The organism is Sessilibacter sp. MAH1 (assembly GCF_054658315.1).
In genome coordinates this window covers 58,100-76,194 of sequence record NZ_BAAGIC010000010.1, presented here as the reverse complement: position 1 = coordinate 76,194, position 18,095 = coordinate 58,100, and the positions used below count along the sequence as shown (strand labels likewise).

Annotated in this window: 11 protein-coding genes; 9 read left to right on the top strand and 2 right to left on the bottom strand. The window is 44.2% G+C overall.

From position 1 onward, the window contains the following. Positions 1 to 6: 6 nt before the first annotated feature. From ACYQ28_RS11385 to ACYQ28_RS11355, 7 genes are all read left to right on the top strand, one after another. A complete protein-coding gene (locus ACYQ28_RS11385) occupies positions 7 to 2,028 on the top strand; it encodes an oxidoreductase (RefSeq protein WP_460051848.1) in 2,022 nt (673 codons plus the stop codon). Positions 2,029 to 2,261: 233 nt separating this feature from the next. Further along, complete coding sequence (locus tag ACYQ28_RS11380) at positions 2,262 to 2,717, top strand: GNAT family N-acetyltransferase (protein ID WP_460051849.1); 456 nt, start codon at positions 2,262 to 2,264, stop codon at positions 2,715 to 2,717. Positions 2,718 to 3,089: 372 nt separating this feature from the next. Next, on the top strand, positions 3,090 to 4,175 hold the full coding sequence (locus ACYQ28_RS11375; RefSeq protein WP_460051851.1) for a WD40/YVTN/BNR-like repeat-containing protein: 1,086 nt from the start codon (positions 3,090 to 3,092) through the stop codon (positions 4,173 to 4,175). Continuing rightward, entirely contained in the window at positions 4,175 to 6,529 is a 2,355-nt protein-coding gene (locus tag ACYQ28_RS11370; protein ID WP_460051852.1) for an efflux RND transporter permease subunit, read from the top strand. Before ACYQ28_RS11375 ends, ACYQ28_RS11370 begins: the two co-directional genes overlap by 1 nt. A 1,070-nt stretch (positions 6,530 to 7,599) precedes the next feature. After that, positions 7,600 to 8,805, top strand: coding sequence for a ferritin-like domain-containing protein (locus ACYQ28_RS11365; RefSeq protein ID WP_460051854.1), 1,206 nt, complete (start codon positions 7,600 to 7,602; stop codon positions 8,803 to 8,805). 25 nt (positions 8,806 to 8,830) lie between these two features. Further along, positions 8,831 to 10,645: a LodA/GoxA family CTQ-dependent oxidase gene (locus tag ACYQ28_RS11360; protein ID WP_460051855.1), complete on the top strand. Its 1,815-nt coding sequence runs from the start codon at positions 8,831 to 8,833 to the stop codon at positions 10,643 to 10,645. Next, entirely contained in the window at positions 10,638 to 11,726 is a 1,089-nt protein-coding gene (locus ACYQ28_RS11355; RefSeq protein WP_460051856.1) for a tryptophan 7-halogenase, read from the top strand. The genes ACYQ28_RS11360 and ACYQ28_RS11355 overlap by 8 nt, the downstream gene beginning before the upstream one ends. A gap of 84 nt (positions 11,727 to 11,810) precedes the next feature. On the opposite strand, the gene ACYQ28_RS11350 is transcribed toward ACYQ28_RS11355, so the two are convergent. Beyond that, positions 11,811 to 13,784, bottom strand: a complete 1,974-nt coding sequence (locus ACYQ28_RS11350) for a methyl-accepting chemotaxis protein (protein WP_460051858.1) — start codon at positions 13,782 to 13,784, stop codon at positions 11,811 to 11,813. A gap of 353 nt (positions 13,785 to 14,137) precedes the next feature. Here ACYQ28_RS11350 and ACYQ28_RS11345 point away from each other — a divergent pair, with 353 nt between their 5' ends. Together ACYQ28_RS11345 and ACYQ28_RS11340 are read left to right on the top strand one after the other, a co-directional pair. Beyond that, positions 14,138 to 14,500 carry a hypothetical protein gene (locus tag ACYQ28_RS11345; RefSeq protein WP_460051859.1) on the top strand — a complete coding sequence of 121 codons (363 nt, stop codon included), beginning with the start codon at positions 14,138 to 14,140 and terminating at the stop codon, positions 14,498 to 14,500. A gap of 49 nt (positions 14,501 to 14,549) precedes the next feature. Continuing rightward, complete coding sequence (locus ACYQ28_RS11340) at positions 14,550 to 15,209, top strand: FMN-binding negative transcriptional regulator (RefSeq protein WP_460051861.1); 660 nt, start codon at positions 14,550 to 14,552, stop codon at positions 15,207 to 15,209. Positions 15,210 to 15,563: 354 nt separating this feature from the next. Here the strand turns inward: ACYQ28_RS11340 and ACYQ28_RS11335 are convergent, their stop codons facing one another. Then, positions 15,564 to 18,041: a TonB-dependent receptor gene (locus ACYQ28_RS11335; protein WP_460051863.1), complete on the bottom strand. Its 2,478-nt coding sequence runs from the start codon at positions 18,039 to 18,041 to the stop codon at positions 15,564 to 15,566. Between the last annotated feature and the right edge of the window lie 54 nt (positions 18,042 to 18,095).

The following is an 18,095-nucleotide window of genomic DNA, read 5'->3' as shown; positions in this document are numbered from 1 at the left end:
GCCACCATGTCTGAGCGATATCCGCATTTATTTGAGCCCTTAGATTTAGGCTTCACCACATTAAAAAATCGCGTGCTGATGGGCTCGATGCACTTGGGCTTAGAAGAAGCTAAAGACGGCTTTCAGCGGCTGGCGGAGTTTTATCGTTTACGCGCTCAAGGCGGTGTTGCACTGATTGTTACCGGTGGCATTGGTCCCAATGCCGAGGGCGCCGTGCATGCTCACGCGGCACTGATGGCAAGTGATCAAGACGTTGCTAACCACAAGATTATTACCCAAGCCGTTCACGGCGAAGGCGGCAAAATCTGTATGCAGATTCTGCACACCGGTCGCTACGCCTATAACCCTAAACAGGTTGCACCTTCTGCTCTGCAAGCGCCAATCAACCCATTCACGCCTAAAGCCTTAACTCACGATGAGATTGAGCAGCAACTGAGTGACTTTGTTCGCTGTGCAGCTTTGGCCAAAGAGGCGGGTTACGACGGCGTAGAGGTGATGGGCTCGGAAGGTTATTTGATCAACCAGTTTATTGCTGCACGCACCAACCAACGCGATGACCAATGGGGCGGCAGCTTTGAAAATCGCATTCGTTTTGCCGTTGAGTCTGTGCGACGGGTTCGCGAACAGGTCGGCGAGCAATTTATTATTATTTACCGCCTGTCTATGCTCGATTTGGTCGATGGCGGCAGCAATCTCGACGAAATTATCGCCCTTGCCAAAGCCATTGAGGCCGCCGGAGCAACGCTTATCAATACCGGAATCGGCTGGCACGAGGCGCGGATTCCAACCATTTCAACAAAGGTACCACGCGCGGCATTTACGTGGGTTACGGCTAAGGTTCGCGAGCATTTATCGGTGCCGGTGATTACCTGTAATCGCATTAATATGCCGGAAGTAGCCGAAGACATTTTGGCGCGCGGCGATGCCGATATGGTGTCAATGGCGCGACCCTTCTTGGCAGACCCAGAGTTTGTGATTAAGGCTCAGCAAAATCGTCGCGACGAAATCAATACCTGCATTGGCTGTAACCAAGCTTGTTTGGATCATATTTTCGCGGGCAAGCTCACCAGCTGTTTGGTTAACCCAAGAGCCGGTCACGAAACCGAACTTCTGATCACACCCGCCACAGCCATCAAGAATATTGCGGTTGTTGGCGCAGGCCCCGCGGGTTTGGCGTTTTCGACCACCGCCGCCAAACGCGGTCACAAGGTCACCTTATTTGATGCAGGCAGCGAAATCGGCGGCCAGTTTAATATTGCCAAGCGTATTCCCGGTAAAGAGGAGTTCTACGAAACCCTGCGCTATTTTAATAAGCAGCTAGAGCTGACCGGCGTTAATGTGCAGCTAAACACTCGGGTGGATGCCGAATTTTTGCAACACCAAGACTTTGATGAGATTGTGTTAGCCACAGGAATTCACCCAAGAATGCCCGACATCGAAGGCATCAATAACGTAAAAGTGCTGAGTTATTTAGACGTTATGAACGGCGCCGAGGTGGGCAAAACCGTTGCGGTTATTGGCGCTGGCGGTATTGGTTTTGATATCAGCGAATACCTGATTCACTCCGGCAAATCACCCAGTACCGACGTAAACGTGTTTATGAAGCGCTGGGGTGTGGATATGTCATTAACCGCGCGCGGCGGTATTGAAGGCATGCAACCCGAAGCCAGCGCCGCTGCTCGGCAGGTTTATTTGCTGCAACGCAAACGCAGCAAGGTGGGCGCAAATCTTGGCAAAACCACCGGCTGGGTGCATCGCGCCGATCTCGCACAAAAAGGTGTGGTCATGCTGAGCAATTGCGATTATTTAAAAATCGATGATCAGGGTTTACACATTACTGTGAATGGCGAAGCGCAGTTATTACCTGTGGATAACGTGGTGATATGCGCTGGACAAGAGCCGAATCGAGATTTGGTCGAACAGCTCAACGGTACCAATGTTCACCTCATTGGCGGCGCTGATGTTGCCTCTGAGCTCGATGCCAAGCGCGCTATTCATCAAGGAACCGTTTTGGCGAGCCAGCTATAAACTCACACCCGCCTTTGCGCAGATATCTAGCCACTAAATGCTCCGGTTCATTCCATCGAGATGTGAATAAACCGGAGCTTTGTCGTAATGTCTTGATTTTGCATCGAAAAATACGGCTCATAACGGTATATTGGGTTCTATCAGTATTGTTGTTGGCGGCAATTTGTTCTCAACAGTTTGTTCGTAACTCTTTGCTCTTAACAACGTTTTAAGTCTGAATGGAAATTATTGTTATGATCGAAGCCGTATCTGCCCAAACCCTACCCGAAGTCTTACCCTTAATTCGCCAATACCAAGAGTTTTATAAAATTGCGGATATTTCTGACGCGAAAAACGCCGAGTTTTTTGCTCAGTTTGGTGAGGCTAATCCGGCGGGCTGCCAGTTTTTATACCGCGATAACGAAACCAATCGGGTTTTAGGTTTTGCCACGGTTTATCTGACCTTTTCTTCCACCATTGCGGCAAAGGTTGGCGTGCTTAATGATTTGTACACGCTTGCAGAATCTCGCAGCAAGGGCGTTGGCCGAGCCCTAATCGAACACGCTCGACAATACGCGGCCAAACACGGCGCGACACGATTACAGTGGGTAACGGCGCCGGATAATAGCCTAGCTCAAGCGCTCTATAACTCCCTTGATGCCCAGCAGCGTGTTTGGCATTTTTATACCTACAGCACCGCACATCACTAGCGATTCTTTAAAACTCCGTACTCGGCGGATTTCCAACATACCAATCTCAAACCTGTAGTACGCGGTTACGTGTTTTTAAGGTTGTTTCGTCGATATTGCCAAATCGTTTTTTTGATTTGCATCGATATGAAGGAAATTTACAGGAATTCTCCAAAACTGTTTTCCCTTACACTGTTGGGCTTTTCAACCGACTGAAATATTTTGTCAGCAAAACTGGTATGTTTTGTTATTGGCGTAACGACATCTAATATCGCAAGCTTTGAGTCATAAAACCGTTGTCTAAATTGATGTTTTTTCTGGTTTATCTTGAATTTACGATCCAATTTAAGCACCGGTAAATCGATGCCAATAACAATAATTAAAGGTTATTCAATGTTACCGAAATCCAAACTCGTACAGCTTTTTTGTACGACAGTTATTCTCATCCAATCACCACAATTACTCGCCGACCGCATTCAGCAACCTGCAATAGAACACGCCAAGGTTGAACAGGCGCTGTTACTGGCTCAGGCGGCACAAAATGAGCGGCGTATCGCCGTGGGTGAACAGGGAGTCATTCTTACCTCAAACAACGCTGGAGACAGCTGGCAACAAGCACCTGTGCCTTCAAGCGTGTTACTCACCACGGTGAAATTCTCCGACGACAGCACGGCATGGGCAGCCGGGCATGACGGCGTAGTCTTAAAATCCGTCGATGGCGGTACTTCTTGGCGTACCGTGCTCACGGGAGCAGACATTCTTGCGTTGAATATCGAATCCTTAGAACACGCCATCACAGCCGAAACCGACGACTTTGTGCGCGAAGAGTTGGGTTATAAGCTTGAAGATGCAGAGCTTGCGCTTGAAGAAGGGCCAAGCTCACCGGTGCTGGATTTATTGTTCATTACCCCCCAGCACGGCTTCTTAATTGGCGCCTACGGCATGATGCTTGAGACCCAAAACGGTGGTGAAAACTGGCAACATCGCGGCTTTAGCCTGCCAAACCCAGACGGCTTGCATCTGAATCGTATTTATCAACAAACTTCCGGGCGTTTAGTACTTCTTGGTGAAGCCGGTTTGTTATTGGCAAGCGACGACGACGGAGCAAACTGGTACGAGCTAGACTCGCCCTACCAAGGCTCATTCTTTGCCGCCGCAGAAACCGATTCTCTGTATATTTTTGGTTTACGCGGTAACGCCTTTCGTTTTGATGAAAACAACCAAGAGTGGCAAACCATCGACCTACCCACAGAAGCAACCATCAGTGATGCGACGGTAGCCAATAATGAATTAATTCTGGTCGGCCAAGGCGGTGTGGTTTTAAAACAAGACGGTGACGATTTTCACCAAGTGGGTAACCGTGAATTGCGCTCGTTTTCATCGGTATCACTTGCCGGTGATTATTTGATTGTCACCGGCGAGGCCGGTGTTGAACGTATTGCTCTCACTAAAAATCAAATTGCTGCTGGGGAATTATAATGAAGTCTTTGTCGGCAGCGCTGTTGTGGCCGTTTCAAGCCAGCGAAAAGCTCGCAGAATATCTTTTATTTAATTATCGCAAATTTGTTTTAGCCTTATTTGCAATTATTACTCTCGTACTTGGCTGGCAGGCAACACAAATTCGCCCAGATGCCAGTTTTGTAAAAATGATTCCGTCGTCGCATCCCTATGTTGAGAATTATTTACGTTATCGCGATGATTTATCGGGATTGGGCAACAGCATCAATGTTGTTGTTGCCGCAAAAGATGGCGATATTTTTACCGCCGAATTCCAAGAAATTTTAAAGCAAGTGACCGATGAATTATTTTTTATTCCCGGTGTTGATCGCTCGTCATTAAAATCCATTTGGACACCTAACGTACGCTGGACAGAAGTTACCGAAGAGGGCTTTGTGGGCGGGCCAGTTATTCCCGACAGCTACGACGGTTCTGAACAAAGTTTAGAAGACATCCGCACCAATATTTTACGCTCTGGTCAGGTTGGTATTTTGGTGGCGAATAATTTTCGCTCGGCCATGATTCAGGTACCCCTGTTTGATAAAAATCCTGATACCGGCGAAAAACTCGATTACCAAGTATTTTCTGAACAATTAGAAACCTTGGTGCGCGATAAATACAGCTCTAATGCTATTGATATTCACATCACCGGTTTTGCAAAAATCATTGGTGATTTAATTGCTGGCGCCGTAGAGGTTGCGATATTTTTTGCCATCGCCATTGTCATCACCTTGGTGTTGCTGTTTATTTATTCGCGCAGTATTGCCGGCACTATTTTTCCGCTGATTTGCTCGCTGATTGCCGTAATTTGGCAGTTAGGTATTTTGAACATTTTGGGTTACGGGCTTGATCCCTACTCTATGCTGGTGCCGTTTTTGGTGTTTGCTATTGCCGTAAGTCACGGTGTGCAAATTGTAAATACCGTGACGCTTGCTTCGGCCAATGGCGACGACAAAATTGAAGCGGCAAAACATGCCTTCAAAACCATTTATATTCCCGGCTTAACCGCGCTTATTTCCGACGGTATTGGTTTTATCACCCTAATGGTGATTGAAATTCAGGTCATTAAAGATCTTGCAGTAACGGCATCTATTGGTGTTGCCGTTATTGTCTTAACCAATTTAATGCTGTTGCCGTTGCTACTGAGCTTTTTTGGTGTGGGTAATACTGCTATTAAACGCGCGCAAAAAGCCATCGCCAAACAAAAAACTCGCTGGCAGCTATTGTCTGTTTTTGCCACGCCCAAAGGTGCTGGCATTGCCGTTATTACCGCGTTGGTATTTTTAGTGGGCGGCTTGTATTTAGGCAAAGATATAAAAATTGGTGACCTTGATGAGGGCGCACCCGAATTGCGAATACATTCGCGCTACAACCAAGACAACGCATTTATTGGCGATAACTATTCGACCTCAAGCGATGTATTTGTGGTTATGGTGGCTACACAAAGCGATCAATGCTCAAGCTTTAATACGCTGTCGCTGGTGGATCGCTTTCAATTTTATTTAGAAGGCATACCCGGTGTGCAATCGAGTATTTCGCTAGCCGATGTATCTGAGCGGGTTACCAGCGGTCTTAATGAGCGAAATTTAAAGTGGCAATCGGTGAGCCGAAACCAATTTGTTATTAATGCCTCGCTGGCTTACGTGCCGTCTGGATTAATGAACAGCAGCTGCTCGTTATTACCGGTGATTATCTTCTTGGATGATCACAAGGCCGAAACCCTAAAAGATATTACCGCTGCCATTGAAGGATTTATCGACAACAATAAAACCGACGGTATTGATATTTTAATGGCCGCCGGTAAAGCCGGTTTTGAAGCGGCAACCAATGAGGTTATCGAAAAAGCCCAATACGAAATGCTGATTTGGGTATATTCGGTAGTAAGTATTTTATGCTTATTAACCTTCCGCTCCATTCGCACGGTTATTTGTATTATCGCACCGTTGGCAATTACCTCTATTCTCTGCCAAGCATTAATGGCTCAACTGGGTATTGGTGTTAAGGTTGCGACCTTGCCAGTTATTGCTTTGGGTGTGGGTATTGGTGTCGATTACGGTATTTACATCTATTCAAAAATGCAGACTTATTTAAAACAAGGTCACTCATTGGCGCACGCGTATTTAGAAACCCTACAAAGCACGGGTAAATCCGTTGCCTTTACAGGTTTAACATTGGCAATTGGCGTGGTCTTGTGGGTATTCTCGCCCATTAAATTCCAAGCCGACATGGGCATTTTGTTAACCTTTATGTTTATCTGGAACATGCTTGGTGCGCTTATTTTATTACCGGCAATTGCTCGATTATTACACCCAGAAAAAATTACCAATAACGCATAACAACATATGCGAAACTCCGGTTAACCTAGAGTTTTCCGCGACACAGGGATGTATCAACAATTTCAAGAACGGTAAGTAATTGAAATTGGCAAAAAATTGGTAATCGTATTGTCGATTTCCGTTCTCTGATTAGCTCAGCAATGAGTTAGTCAGAGACTCCTACAATAATCTTAGAAATTATTTTTAAGGTCACAACCACATAAATTAAATCTTCTTGATGCCCATGATTAACGACATTTACCGCGAGGCATGACGAGATTAACAAGATTTTTAGAGCTTCTGTAGCGACAATTTACCGATTAATCTTTTCTTTTTTATTCCCTTCATAAAATTTCTTTTTTTTCTATCGGAAAATCTTTTGAAAACAGAAAGAAATATCTACTAAAAGTCAAACAAAGCCTTTTTCAGCAACCTGTTAATTTCGACACTATTTAATAAAATTCTTAGCCATTAGAGTTTCCCGAAACAGCAGCTTAAAAAAGCCTAGCCATAAAACCAATTAAAAATTGATAACAATAATTACATTAGTTTTTCACGATTACGTTTGATTCATTTGAGTTTTTGTTGATAGAAACCTCTGCTTAACTCAGAATTTTTCGGGGTTTAATATGGCTAAACTATCAACAAAATTAACCTTGTATCACAACCGTACCAATGTACTGTTCAGTTAACATATTCATTTAAACCAATAATTAATCTGAGGACAGAAATTAGCGACATATTATTGTGTCGCAGAAACTCTGAGTTAACCGGAGTTTTCATTACTTATTTGCAAAGCCTTTTTGTTATTAGCAGATTATTGGTCAGAAATATAAATTTTAAAATTTATCGACACACGTAATTTATACACCACTTTACTGGCTACAATTAAATTTTAAAAACTTTTGCTTAATTCGCCCGAATTTAATCAAAAGAAAAACTGATTCAGGGATTTTAATTTTATCACCATAAATTCTACGTTTATTAGTAATTCATTTATTTAAATACGCATATTTTCTTCCTTCGTTAATTGCTCGATTTTAATTGCAATAAAAAAGAGGGTTATCCATGTCGAATCAAGAGGCGACGAAATGACTGAAGGACTCTTTTCAAGATTATCCAACGCTCCAACAATTACGGATTTACAACAAACGGCGCAACTGGCTTTACAGGTCGAATTTTCTACGATTCCTGTTTATTTATCGGCGCTGTACTCCATCGCAAATACCGACAGCTACGCGTATCAAGCGTTGCGAAGCGTTGCCATTGAGGAAATGTTTCATGTTAATCAAGCAGCAAATATTATTGTTGCTTTGGGCGCACTGCCTAAATTTACCGATTCCGCGGTGCCTGTTTATCCGGGTTATCTGCCGCAAGCCAATCCAAATTCCACACCACATATTGGTTTATTTAGAGCGTCGCCGTCTGTATTTGGCGATGTATTTGCAGGAATAGAAAGTCCTGCCGAATTTGGCGCTCCGCCTCAAGGTAATAATTACGACAGTATTGCGCAGTTGTATGCAGCGTTTGTGGATGCGGTAACGGCTTATCCTGAAAATCCTTTTACGAATACCGGTCCTGGGCGACAACGTACCGATATTTACATCGGTAAATTTGGCGGTGACGTGCAACCGGTTATCGACAAAGAATCTTTTATGACGGCGGTTAATGAAATTGTTAAACAAGGCGAAGGCACCGTTCCTGCCGAAGCACCTTTAGTGCCCTTTGAAGCTACAGGTACTTACAATCATTATGGGCACCGAACCGATGGAACCTATGGCCCAATTTTAGGAACGCCCTACGAGCTCAGTCATTTTGCTAAATTCCGCAAAGTGTCTTTAGAACCGACGGCATTTCCCGATACTTACCCCGTTATTTCTAACCCAGTAACCAGCGATTACACCAACCCAACCGCAATTCAGCTAGCCACTACATTCGATCAACAATACAGCATCATGCTGCGAGCTTTCGAAAAATCCTTTAACGCTAGCGAGGCCGATCCTTACTTTGGTGTAGTGCTATCCATTATGCATCGTGTACTTCCCGATTTAGCGCGCTCATTGATGCAAACACCAGCCTTTAATGGCGGTAATTCATCCGTTGGACCAACCGCAGCTCCGGCTTGGATTTATGTGAACGACGAATCGATTAAACAAAAACAAGTTGCTCTCAATCTTCAAGAAACCATGGATCAATTAGCCAACGGTCAACAAGAAGATCAAATTCGTTTGCACCTTAAATCAGCCTTGGCCGGTTGCCAAGAAATCTTATCCATTACCGAAAAGCTAGACCTATAAGCGCTTTAGCGAGAAGGAATTTATAATGTCTGACTACAAAATTTATCCGCCAATCGGTATTGCTCGCGTTGGAAATGCAACAGAAAAATTTTATATCGGCCCAGAAACCTACCGCGGGTTACCCATAAATCCAGATGGCAGCACCTTTACTGAAAATGACTTTCGCGATGATCAAGGTCGTATGTGTCGCCAAGCCGCTCGCTTTAAAATTTTTGCCAACGACGGCCAAGAAATTACCTTAAGTACGCCCGGTGTAAAATCCATTACCTGGACGGTACACATGGCCAATAAAAAATCCAGCTGGTACGAGTTTGCAACCAACGAAGGCGAACACGGTTACGCCAGCAATCATCCTCTAAGAAATGCGCACATTACCGGCGACGATCGTCTTAAATTAATTATCGATCCCGGCCCACGGCAAATTTCGGGCAGTAATATTGGGCCTGTCGCGATGGATAGAAATTCTGTACCGAGCGGTTATCAAGGTGCGAATTTCCCAGACGGTTTGTTGTATCCTACCGAAGAAATGATCGATACCTTGGGCGAATTACGCACCGATGCAGACGGTCGGCTACTGGTTCTCGGCGGGCTTGGAATTGCTGGCAGCGAAGACCCTAATCCTGTTATCAAACAATACGCGAACAACGACGGTTGGTGGGACGATACCGGCGATGGCCCGGTAACGGCGGTGATTGAGTGGCAAGATGGCTACGATAACGATACCACCGTTGATTCGGCTTGGGTGTCGGTTGCACCGCCATCCTATGCGCCAGAAATCGCGAATCTCGTAACCTTATGGGATACCATTTTCGATAGCGCCGTGCGCGCCGGTGAATTTCCAGAAATTAACAACCAGGGTCTGTGGCAAAAAGGGCCCAACGGCTATCTGCCAAGTTTCCAAAGAGAAATTCTACCGCTATTAGAACGCGGCACCACCTACACGTGGGTTGCTGCAATTCCACCCAAACCTCATACCTTTGATATGGCCAAGCTCGGTCAGGTACCCGCGTCTGCCGAAGACGATACTTTTTACGGTTTGCGTAATTGGATCTTTGACATATTAAGACCACCAGCCGAGGAAAACACCCTAATTTCGCCACGCGGTGCGACCATGATGCCGTATTTAGCCGGTGATAATTGCTTAATTGAAGGCACGTTGACCTCAACTTATTTACGCTTAACCGATACGCAATTTTTCTTTTTAGAACAATGGGCCGCGGGTTATTTTGTGAATGAACCCGTAACCGATCAAGGTCCACTCGATTTAACGCGTAACGTGTTAGAAAACTGCGTAGGCGGTGCGTTTTCTCCGGGCATTGAATTAACTTGGATTTCTCGCAACCGATCAATTTATTGGCCCGATGATCCATTTCGAATTAATGCAGCACCGGCGACCCAGGGACCACTGCAACTCAACTTTAACCCTTCGGCAATGGAGCCCGGCGATTTAACTCGCTATATGGCTATTCCTTGGCAAGCCGATTTTAATGAATGCTCATCACAACCCGTTGGCGAGCGCGTACTGTGGTGGTGGCCCGCGCAAAGACCGGAATTTATTTATTTAGATCCAGCACAGGCGCAGTTAATGAATTCACGAAGTCTTGAAAATACTGCCTTAACCAGCGTACCCACGCCCTCGCTTGATACCAAACATCAGGTGGCTTGGGTAGGCACCGACTTTGATCAAAAGCGCAATGATTTTATCGCCTTTTCTGACGACATTTACATGGTTCAATACTGGTCGCAATTGGGATTTATTATGGAAAAAGAAATTGAGCAAGAGCAGCGTTTTGTAGAAGTTGCGCGCACCCTACCAAGACCGTTTTCACCCAATGACTGAGTTCGACGTAATTATTTGTGGCGCAGGCCCTGCGGGTTGCGCCACAGCCTTGGCGTTGCTTAACCAGGGGGTCGAACGTGTTGCGATTATCGATAAACCCAAGCCACAACGTTTTAAAATAGGCGAATCGGCCGCGCCCGATGTGACCGCAAAATTAAGACGCTTGGGTTTTGAAATTAATTTAAAAAATCGCGGACATGCACCCTACCACGGCAATATTTCCTATTGGGCCGAGCAAAAAAATCATACCGATTTTTTATTGCACGGGCGTGGGCAAGCCTGGCATTTAAATCGCGACTGTTTTGATCAAGACCTAGCTGATCACGCTCAAAAGCTCGGCGCACATTTATTGTTAGAAACAACATTAAATAGGTTTATTCACGACGGCAACTTATGGTGTTTAAACCTAACTCAAAACGATCATCAATACACGCTAAAAGGTAAATACCTGGTTGACGCCAGTGGCAGACGGTCACTTATAGCGCGTAAATTAAATGCCCAGCGCAAGCAATTGGATACCCTTACGGCTATCGCGTTTAAAACCCAAAACGTGCAGTCGTTAAAAGGGCGAACCCTCGTGGAATCTTTTTCAGACGGGTGGTGGTATGCCAGTCAACTGCCCACCGGCGAGGGATTAATTACGTTAATGACCGATGCCGATCAAATTCGTAAGCATCAATGGCAAGACCCTGCTCGATTACTTAAAGAGTTACAAAAAACCGAGTTAATAAAAGAGTATTTTTCTGTCGATACAGTAAACAATGTAAGCACGCAAACCTACGCAGCGCAGGCAGGGTTTTTAACCCAAGCGGCCGGTCCCGGTTGGATTGCCATAGGCGATGCGCTGGCGTCATTTGATCCTTTAACATCGTCTGGTATTTCAAACGCACTGGGTGATGCTCTTGCAGCGGTACCCGCTATTATCGGCTGGTTAAACAATCAAGACTTAGCTCCGGCAGAAAAATACGCTGTTAGAGCAGATTCGGGAATACAGCGGTACTTGCAAGAATCGCGGTGGTACTACGGTTTAGAAAAGCGCTGGCAAGACAATGAATTTTGGCAGCGCAGGCAATCGCAATAAATACTTTGTGGTTAGATAAATAAAAAAGCGCCTAATTGAAGCTTTTTAGGCGCTTGATAAATTAAGCTCAAGTACGAATAGAGATTAGGTTTGGCGACTGATATTTCGTAACCGATCGGCAACCTCGGTGTAATTTCGACTCATGTCGGTTAAATCGTTGGCGGCTTGAGCATTTTCGTTAGAGATTGATCGAATCAATTCCATTTTTTTATTGATAGCTTCGGTTACCTGACTTTGCTCTTCAACGGCATCGGCGATACTGTTAGCACGAGCGCGAATGTTATCGAAAGCCGACACGATATTTTCGAAGTTTTTTCGGGTTTCTTCAGCACTTTCCAGCGCTTTTGCCGATAAATCACCACTGCTTTGAATCACTGCAACACCCGATTGCGCCGCTTCTTGCAGCTGTGAAATCATTTTTTCAATTTCTTGTGCCGAGGTTTGAGTTCGCCCCGCCAGCGTTCTTACCTCATCAGCGACAACGGCAAATCCCCTGCCCTGTTCACCGGCTCTTGCGGCTTCAATGGCAGCGTTAAGTGCTAATAGATTGGTTTGCTCTGAAATGGCTTTAATGACCGCCAGTACTTCGCCCACTTGATGAGAATCTGCAGCAAGGCGCTCAATGACCTTGGCAGTATTGCCCAAGGCGTCGGCCAAACGATTGATCGCCTCGTTACTTGACGCTACAACTTGTTGGCCCTGGCGAACAATTTCTGCGGATTCTTCTGCGGTGGTTGCGGCTTGTGTGGTATCACTGGCAACATTACGTGAACTCGTTGCCATGTCATCAATAAATTCGGACAAGACATTATTTTCTTTAAGTTGTGCAGTAGCGCGTGTATTCAAAGCAACACTCAATTCATTGAGTGTATTCGAGCCGCGGTGCACACCTTCAGCTTCGTTAGCGATACTGTTTAAAATACTGCCAAAATAATCCGCGTAATCGTTAACGGTTTTTCGTAATTGACCGATTTCGTTATCGGAATTTACCGGTAAACGGCGATTAATTTGTCCGTTAATAAGCGTACGAATTTGCGTAGTCGTTTCTTCTAATCGCTCAAGAATACCTTTACCAGAGAAAATAAGTACCGCCACAAAAATGGCAATTAACGGAATTAGCGTTAAATATAAATTGGTAATAATTTTATTGGATGTAGCTAGAGCAACCGAATGCGGCGTTAATAAACCAACTTTCCACTTACCGTTAAATAAATCCGTTTGCACCAATAACGATTTACCTTCTTTTAACACGTTACTGGGCAAATCTAATTTTGATTGACCATCACGCACAGCTTTTGCCAAAGGTAATAAGCTTGCATCTGCTCGTGCGACTTCTTCTAACGATTGCATCGCTAAACTTTGCTCGCGTAACTTCGGCGCGGCAACAATTAACCCTTTTTGATCGATAACGTAGGGATAACCACGAGAAGCCTCTTGCTGACGAGTGAGCAATTCACGCAAACCATTGAGCATCAAATCGATGGTAGCAACACCCCAAAACTCGCCATTGGGCTTAATCGCAACCGTGCAGGTCACCATGGGCGTGCCTGATACGGGATCTGAATAAGCCTCTGACCAAGCGCACTGCCCACTCTTTAGGCTTTTACCAACCGTGTACCATGACTCTTGATGATAACCACTACCACTTGGATCGTTATAGTCGTTTAATAAATCGAGTTTGCCATTTTGATTTCTGGCCCAAAATAGAGACGCTCGCTGAGTAGACGGAATAAGCTTGCCCGGTTCAGGCCAAACGCCACCACCGGCGATTTCAAGTGCGCCGTAGTTGTCGATCACGCCCTTAAGCAGATCAATTAATAATGTTCTGTTCGTTGCGTTCGACTCGGTAATAGTGGCGAGACTGTTGGTTAATGTTGCCGTTTCTTTGAGCGCAATGTTGATGTCAGTGGCGATCAACTCAACTCGAACCTGAGCCGCCTGCGCCTCTTCTTCATACAACTGTGGTTTGACCAAAAATACCGCCAAGCCATAAATAACAAAAGCCGCACTCAGCAACATCACCGCGCCAATCGACCATATTTGATTACGAATACTCATTCTTAAATTCTCATCTGAGACAACTCGAATACTGCTTGTGGTAACCGGCTTAGTTCCCGAACAAGCCTACAACTCGTCTTAGGGAAACTCTGATTAACTCAGATTTTCCAGCGGCACAAGGATGTGTCGTCAACTTCAAAAACTGTAAGTGATTGAAATTGTGCAGAAATTGGAAATCGCGTTTTCAATTTCTGTGCTCTGATTAAATCAAGGATGAGTTAATCAGAAGTTCTTTAAGTCTAGAAGAATCATTAGTAATTATAAGTTAGCTAACACTTGTATATTTTTTTCTAGTTAAGAAGCTGCTATTTTAAAAACTATTAAACATTCACTGTTAACGGCCAACTCCAGTAATGATTGAGAAACTCGTTAAACTTGCGCAAGTTCTTAATAAGCTTCAGCCCGTCTTTGTAATATCGGGCATTGGCTTTTTTGTGTTATTGATTGCCAGCATATTAGGTATAAGTAATCTGGCCGATGACCAGGTATTAACTTTTTCACTGTTGGGATTATTGTGGAGTTGTTTGGTACTGACGCTAATAGGTCAGTTTAAAAACTTGCCGCCAGAAATTGAGGTAAAAAACTCACTGTGGCAGAAAATTAAAATAAAATGTATTCGCGCTGTTTTTATGATTAACGGTATTTTATTTATTTTTCTGTCAATTATGACCCTCTTAATGACTTTTAAATTAGCCAGCATTGCCCTTGCCGGTTAATTACTTATTTTAAACAACGGGATTTGAAGGCACATAAATTTTAAAAGACATGAACATTCCATCTAAATTTAAAATAACCGACAGCCAATTATTAATTGAATTTATTCGACAATATTCGTTGGGAACACTCATTGTTAATAATGATTCAGGGTTAGATGCCAACCACATTCCGTTTTTGGTTCAAACTATTAAAGATCAAAACGGTAATCTAACGATAAAACTCGAAGGTCACGTTGCGCACAACAACAGCTTGGTCGGCAACAGCCAAGATAATCAATCTGTATTAGTGGTATTTCACGGCCCTAATGGTTATATCAGCCCGAATTTTTATCCGTCAAAATTAGCAACAGGAAAAGCGGTACCTACTTGGAACTACTCTGCGGTACACGTTAAAGGCACCATACGATTTATTCATGATCAACAATGGCTGTTAAACCATATTCAGCAGCTGTCTGATTTTCACGAGGCACATTCACAGACACAACCTTGGTCCGTCAATGATGCACCTAAAGATTATATTAAAAAAATGCTGCAAGCCGTGGTTGGAATTGAAATCACCGCTTCAGAAATGGTTGGAAATTTTAAACACAGCCAAAATAAATCGGATACCGACTACGCTGGTGTTATAGAAGGATTGCGAAATTCACCGAGCGACAACGACCGGTTACTTCAACAGTCAATGACAGAAACTAAAGGAACCTCTGATTAACTCATCCTTGATTTAATCAGAGAGCAGAAATTGAAAATGTGATTTCCAATTTCTTCACAACTTCAATCACTTACCGTTCTTGAAATTGGCGACACATCCTTGTGTCGCGAGAAACTCTAGGTTAATCAGAGTTTCCTAAAAACTTTACCGAGAAAATGACCTAATCAACATTCCAATACGTTCTACTGATTAAATCAAAAATACGCTAGTTGAGTTTCCAATAAAGCCTATTTTTAAATTCAATAATGACGAGATAACAACAAAAGAATCAAGAAGAGATGCTAAAAAAAGCCAACAACCCCCAAGTGAAGACTAATAACACTGAGAGCTGTTGGAAAACCGTGAAGTTAGAGACTAGAAACGGTAATTAATTGCTAATACGGTGGAGCGGCCGTTAAGTGCACGTGCTCTGATAATATCGCCAACTTCTGCGCTGCCTTCTTCGGATTCGGTAATTACGAATTCATTGAAGGCATTGTTCATGGTCACGGTTGCGGTAAACGAATCGTTGATGTGCCAATTAGCGAATAAATTAACAATGGTATAGGCTTCTTGTTCAAGATCATTGTTGTCTTGCACGTAATAGTCGGTTGAACCTTGAAGTGTCGCGCCAACGCCGAAGGAGTCGGTGGAATATTCAGGCGTTATTGTCCAAATAAAATCGGCTTGTCGTCGTGGCGTGTTGCCTTCAATTTCTGGATTGAGTCGATCAGAGACAATTTCGGCATCGGTCCACGTTAGGTTACCCGACAGTTTAAAGCCACCTTCAAAGTTTAAATTACCTTCCAGTTCAATACCGGTGGCATCGTATTCACGAATAAAGGTCGCGCCGCTGGTAACTTCTGCTTGTGTATCTTCGGTATTTGAATCGAAGAAAGTTGCATTTAAGTCGTACCATTCACCCAAATATTTGTATCCGATTTCTAATTGCTTAACGGTATCAAATCCATCGGTAGTGCTTGCCAATGATCCATTGGTATTTAAAGCACCCGGAATTTGCAATAAGCGATCGGCTACCGCACGAACACCTTCACTGTAACGCGCAAAAACGGTGGAGTAGTTCGTTAACAGGTAAGTACCACCCAATGAGAAAGATACTTCGTCGGTATCGTAATTAACGCGCTGAATATTTGCTCCCGCACGATTTAAATTAATAACACCGCCACCAAAGCCAAATGCATTGGTTGAAGAAGCATCTTCGGTATTGCCACTGATGATACCGTCACCGTTAAGATCGAAATCGGTATTGCCACCGCAGCAGCTGGAAATTAATTCGCCGTTGGCTTGTACTTGATTGTAACGCGCACTTATATCGAACAACCATTTTTCGCCAACTTCAAAGCCGACGTTAATATAAGGTGCGGTAGTGGTGTATTGTAAATCCCATTCAAACGATAAAAAGCTTGGCGATAATAAACCATTATCAACCAGTGCATTACCGGCGGCGTCTTCAATATTTAAATATTGGGAATTACTGCCATCGACGGTTTGAATAAATGCTTGCCAGCTGGCCCAACTGGTTTCGATATTTTGTTTAGAATAATAGTAACCAAACGTTAGGGTTACACCGTTATCGAAGCTTTTTGTTAGATTAAGATCATTAATGGTATTGCCTAAATCGTGAATGCGCGCATCAAACAATAAATTAGTAAATGCTAGACCATCGTAACTCTCACCGGTTTCGGCGATAGTGACCGATGTTGAGGAGCAGTCAAACGGATTACCGTCACCGTCTAACGCCGAATTACATAAATTGGTCGCTATTCCCGATGCGGCTTGCGGACCTAGATTTCCGAGTGTGTCGGTAAACGGCGAAATAAATCCACCACTAATATCAGAGGTTCTGAATTTATTGTTTAAGACTAAGCCTTCATCAATTTCTTGTTCGAATTCAAAACCAATTGACGTTACCTTCGATTCAATACCGTCGGTTAAATCTCGATTTTGCGGATTACCAAACGAATCAAAAGTAGAAATATTGGTGGTACTGGGTGAGTGCAAGGTTTCTGAACGAGCATCAAAATTAGCAACACTGCCATAACTACCACCACCATTAACGCGCACCGGCGCCGGTAAATAGGTCGTTACCTTGTCATCTAGGTTTTTGAAATGAACCCGTAAAAAACCATTCTCTAATTCTTTAGTGATGTTAATTTTAATTTGTCCGCCGTTTTCGCCGTTGAATCCGGTATCACGCACACCTTCGCCATCATGAAAAAATCCGGCAACATGAAAATAGGTAGTATCGTTGATGGGAGATCCGTAGGAAAAATCGGTTCGGAACTCATCGTAATCAAGCCCGGAGGTAACACCAAAAGAGCCGCCTTCTTCGTCGCCGGTTTTACTGATTAAGTTAATGACGCCACCGGGAGAATTACTGGCGAAGGTAGATGCTGAACCGCCGCGAACGGATTCAATACGCGCAACCGATTGATCAAAGCGCAAGAAATTATCGGCATTACCAAAATTAATATCACCAAATTCTAATACCGGTAATCCGTCTTCGTGAATTTGCAAGAATTTGGAACCGCCGGTTGCTAAGGGTAAACCGCGAACGGTGATATTGGCGTTACCACCGCCCCCAGAGGATTCCGCACGAATACCCGGCAGCGCTCGAAAAATTTCTGCGGTAGAACGCGGCGCAAATTTTCCAATTTCTTCGGTGCCTAAAGCACTTACCGAAACACTGGCCTCAATTTGACTTTTTCCCTTTGGTGCTGCGGTAACCACAACCTCTTCAAGAACTTGTGCAAACGCACCGCTTGAGAACGAGGCAACCGCACACGCCAATAGAGTTTTTCGGGTATTCAATCGGTTAATTTTATTTATCATTATTAGTTCCTCTCATACCGGTTTATTGAATGACCTGAGTTATTTGATAGCGAA

What these genes read in the sequence shown, in the direction of transcription:
- ACYQ28_RS11345 (WP_460051859.1), top strand. Translation starts at nt 14,138, where the DNA reads ATGATTGAGAAACTCGTTAAACTTGCGCAAGTTCTTAATAAGCTTCAG.
- ACYQ28_RS11350 (WP_460051858.1), bottom strand. Translation starts at nt 13,784, where the DNA reads ATGAGTATTCGTAATCAAATATGGTCGATTGGCGCGGTGATGTTGCTG.
- ACYQ28_RS11385 (WP_460051848.1), top strand. Translation starts at nt 7, where the DNA reads ATGTCTGAGCGATATCCGCATTTATTTGAGCCCTTAGATTTAGGCTTC.
- ACYQ28_RS11335 (WP_460051863.1), bottom strand. Translation starts at nt 18,041, where the DNA reads ATGATAAATAAAATTAACCGATTGAATACCCGAAAAACTCTATTGGCG.
- ACYQ28_RS11375 (WP_460051851.1), top strand. Translation starts at nt 3,090, where the DNA reads ATGTTACCGAAATCCAAACTCGTACAGCTTTTTTGTACGACAGTTATT.
- ACYQ28_RS11355 (WP_460051856.1), top strand. Translation starts at nt 10,638, where the DNA reads ATGACTGAGTTCGACGTAATTATTTGTGGCGCAGGCCCTGCGGGTTGC.
- ACYQ28_RS11380 (WP_460051849.1), top strand. Translation starts at nt 2,262, where the DNA reads ATGATCGAAGCCGTATCTGCCCAAACCCTACCCGAAGTCTTACCCTTA.
- ACYQ28_RS11365 (WP_460051854.1), top strand. Translation starts at nt 7,600, where the DNA reads ATGACTGAAGGACTCTTTTCAAGATTATCCAACGCTCCAACAATTACG.
- ACYQ28_RS11370 (WP_460051852.1), top strand. Translation starts at nt 4,175, where the DNA reads ATGAAGTCTTTGTCGGCAGCGCTGTTGTGGCCGTTTCAAGCCAGCGAA.
- ACYQ28_RS11360 (WP_460051855.1), top strand. Translation starts at nt 8,831, where the DNA reads ATGTCTGACTACAAAATTTATCCGCCAATCGGTATTGCTCGCGTTGGA.
- ACYQ28_RS11340 (WP_460051861.1), top strand. Translation starts at nt 14,550, where the DNA reads ATGAACATTCCATCTAAATTTAAAATAACCGACAGCCAATTATTAATT.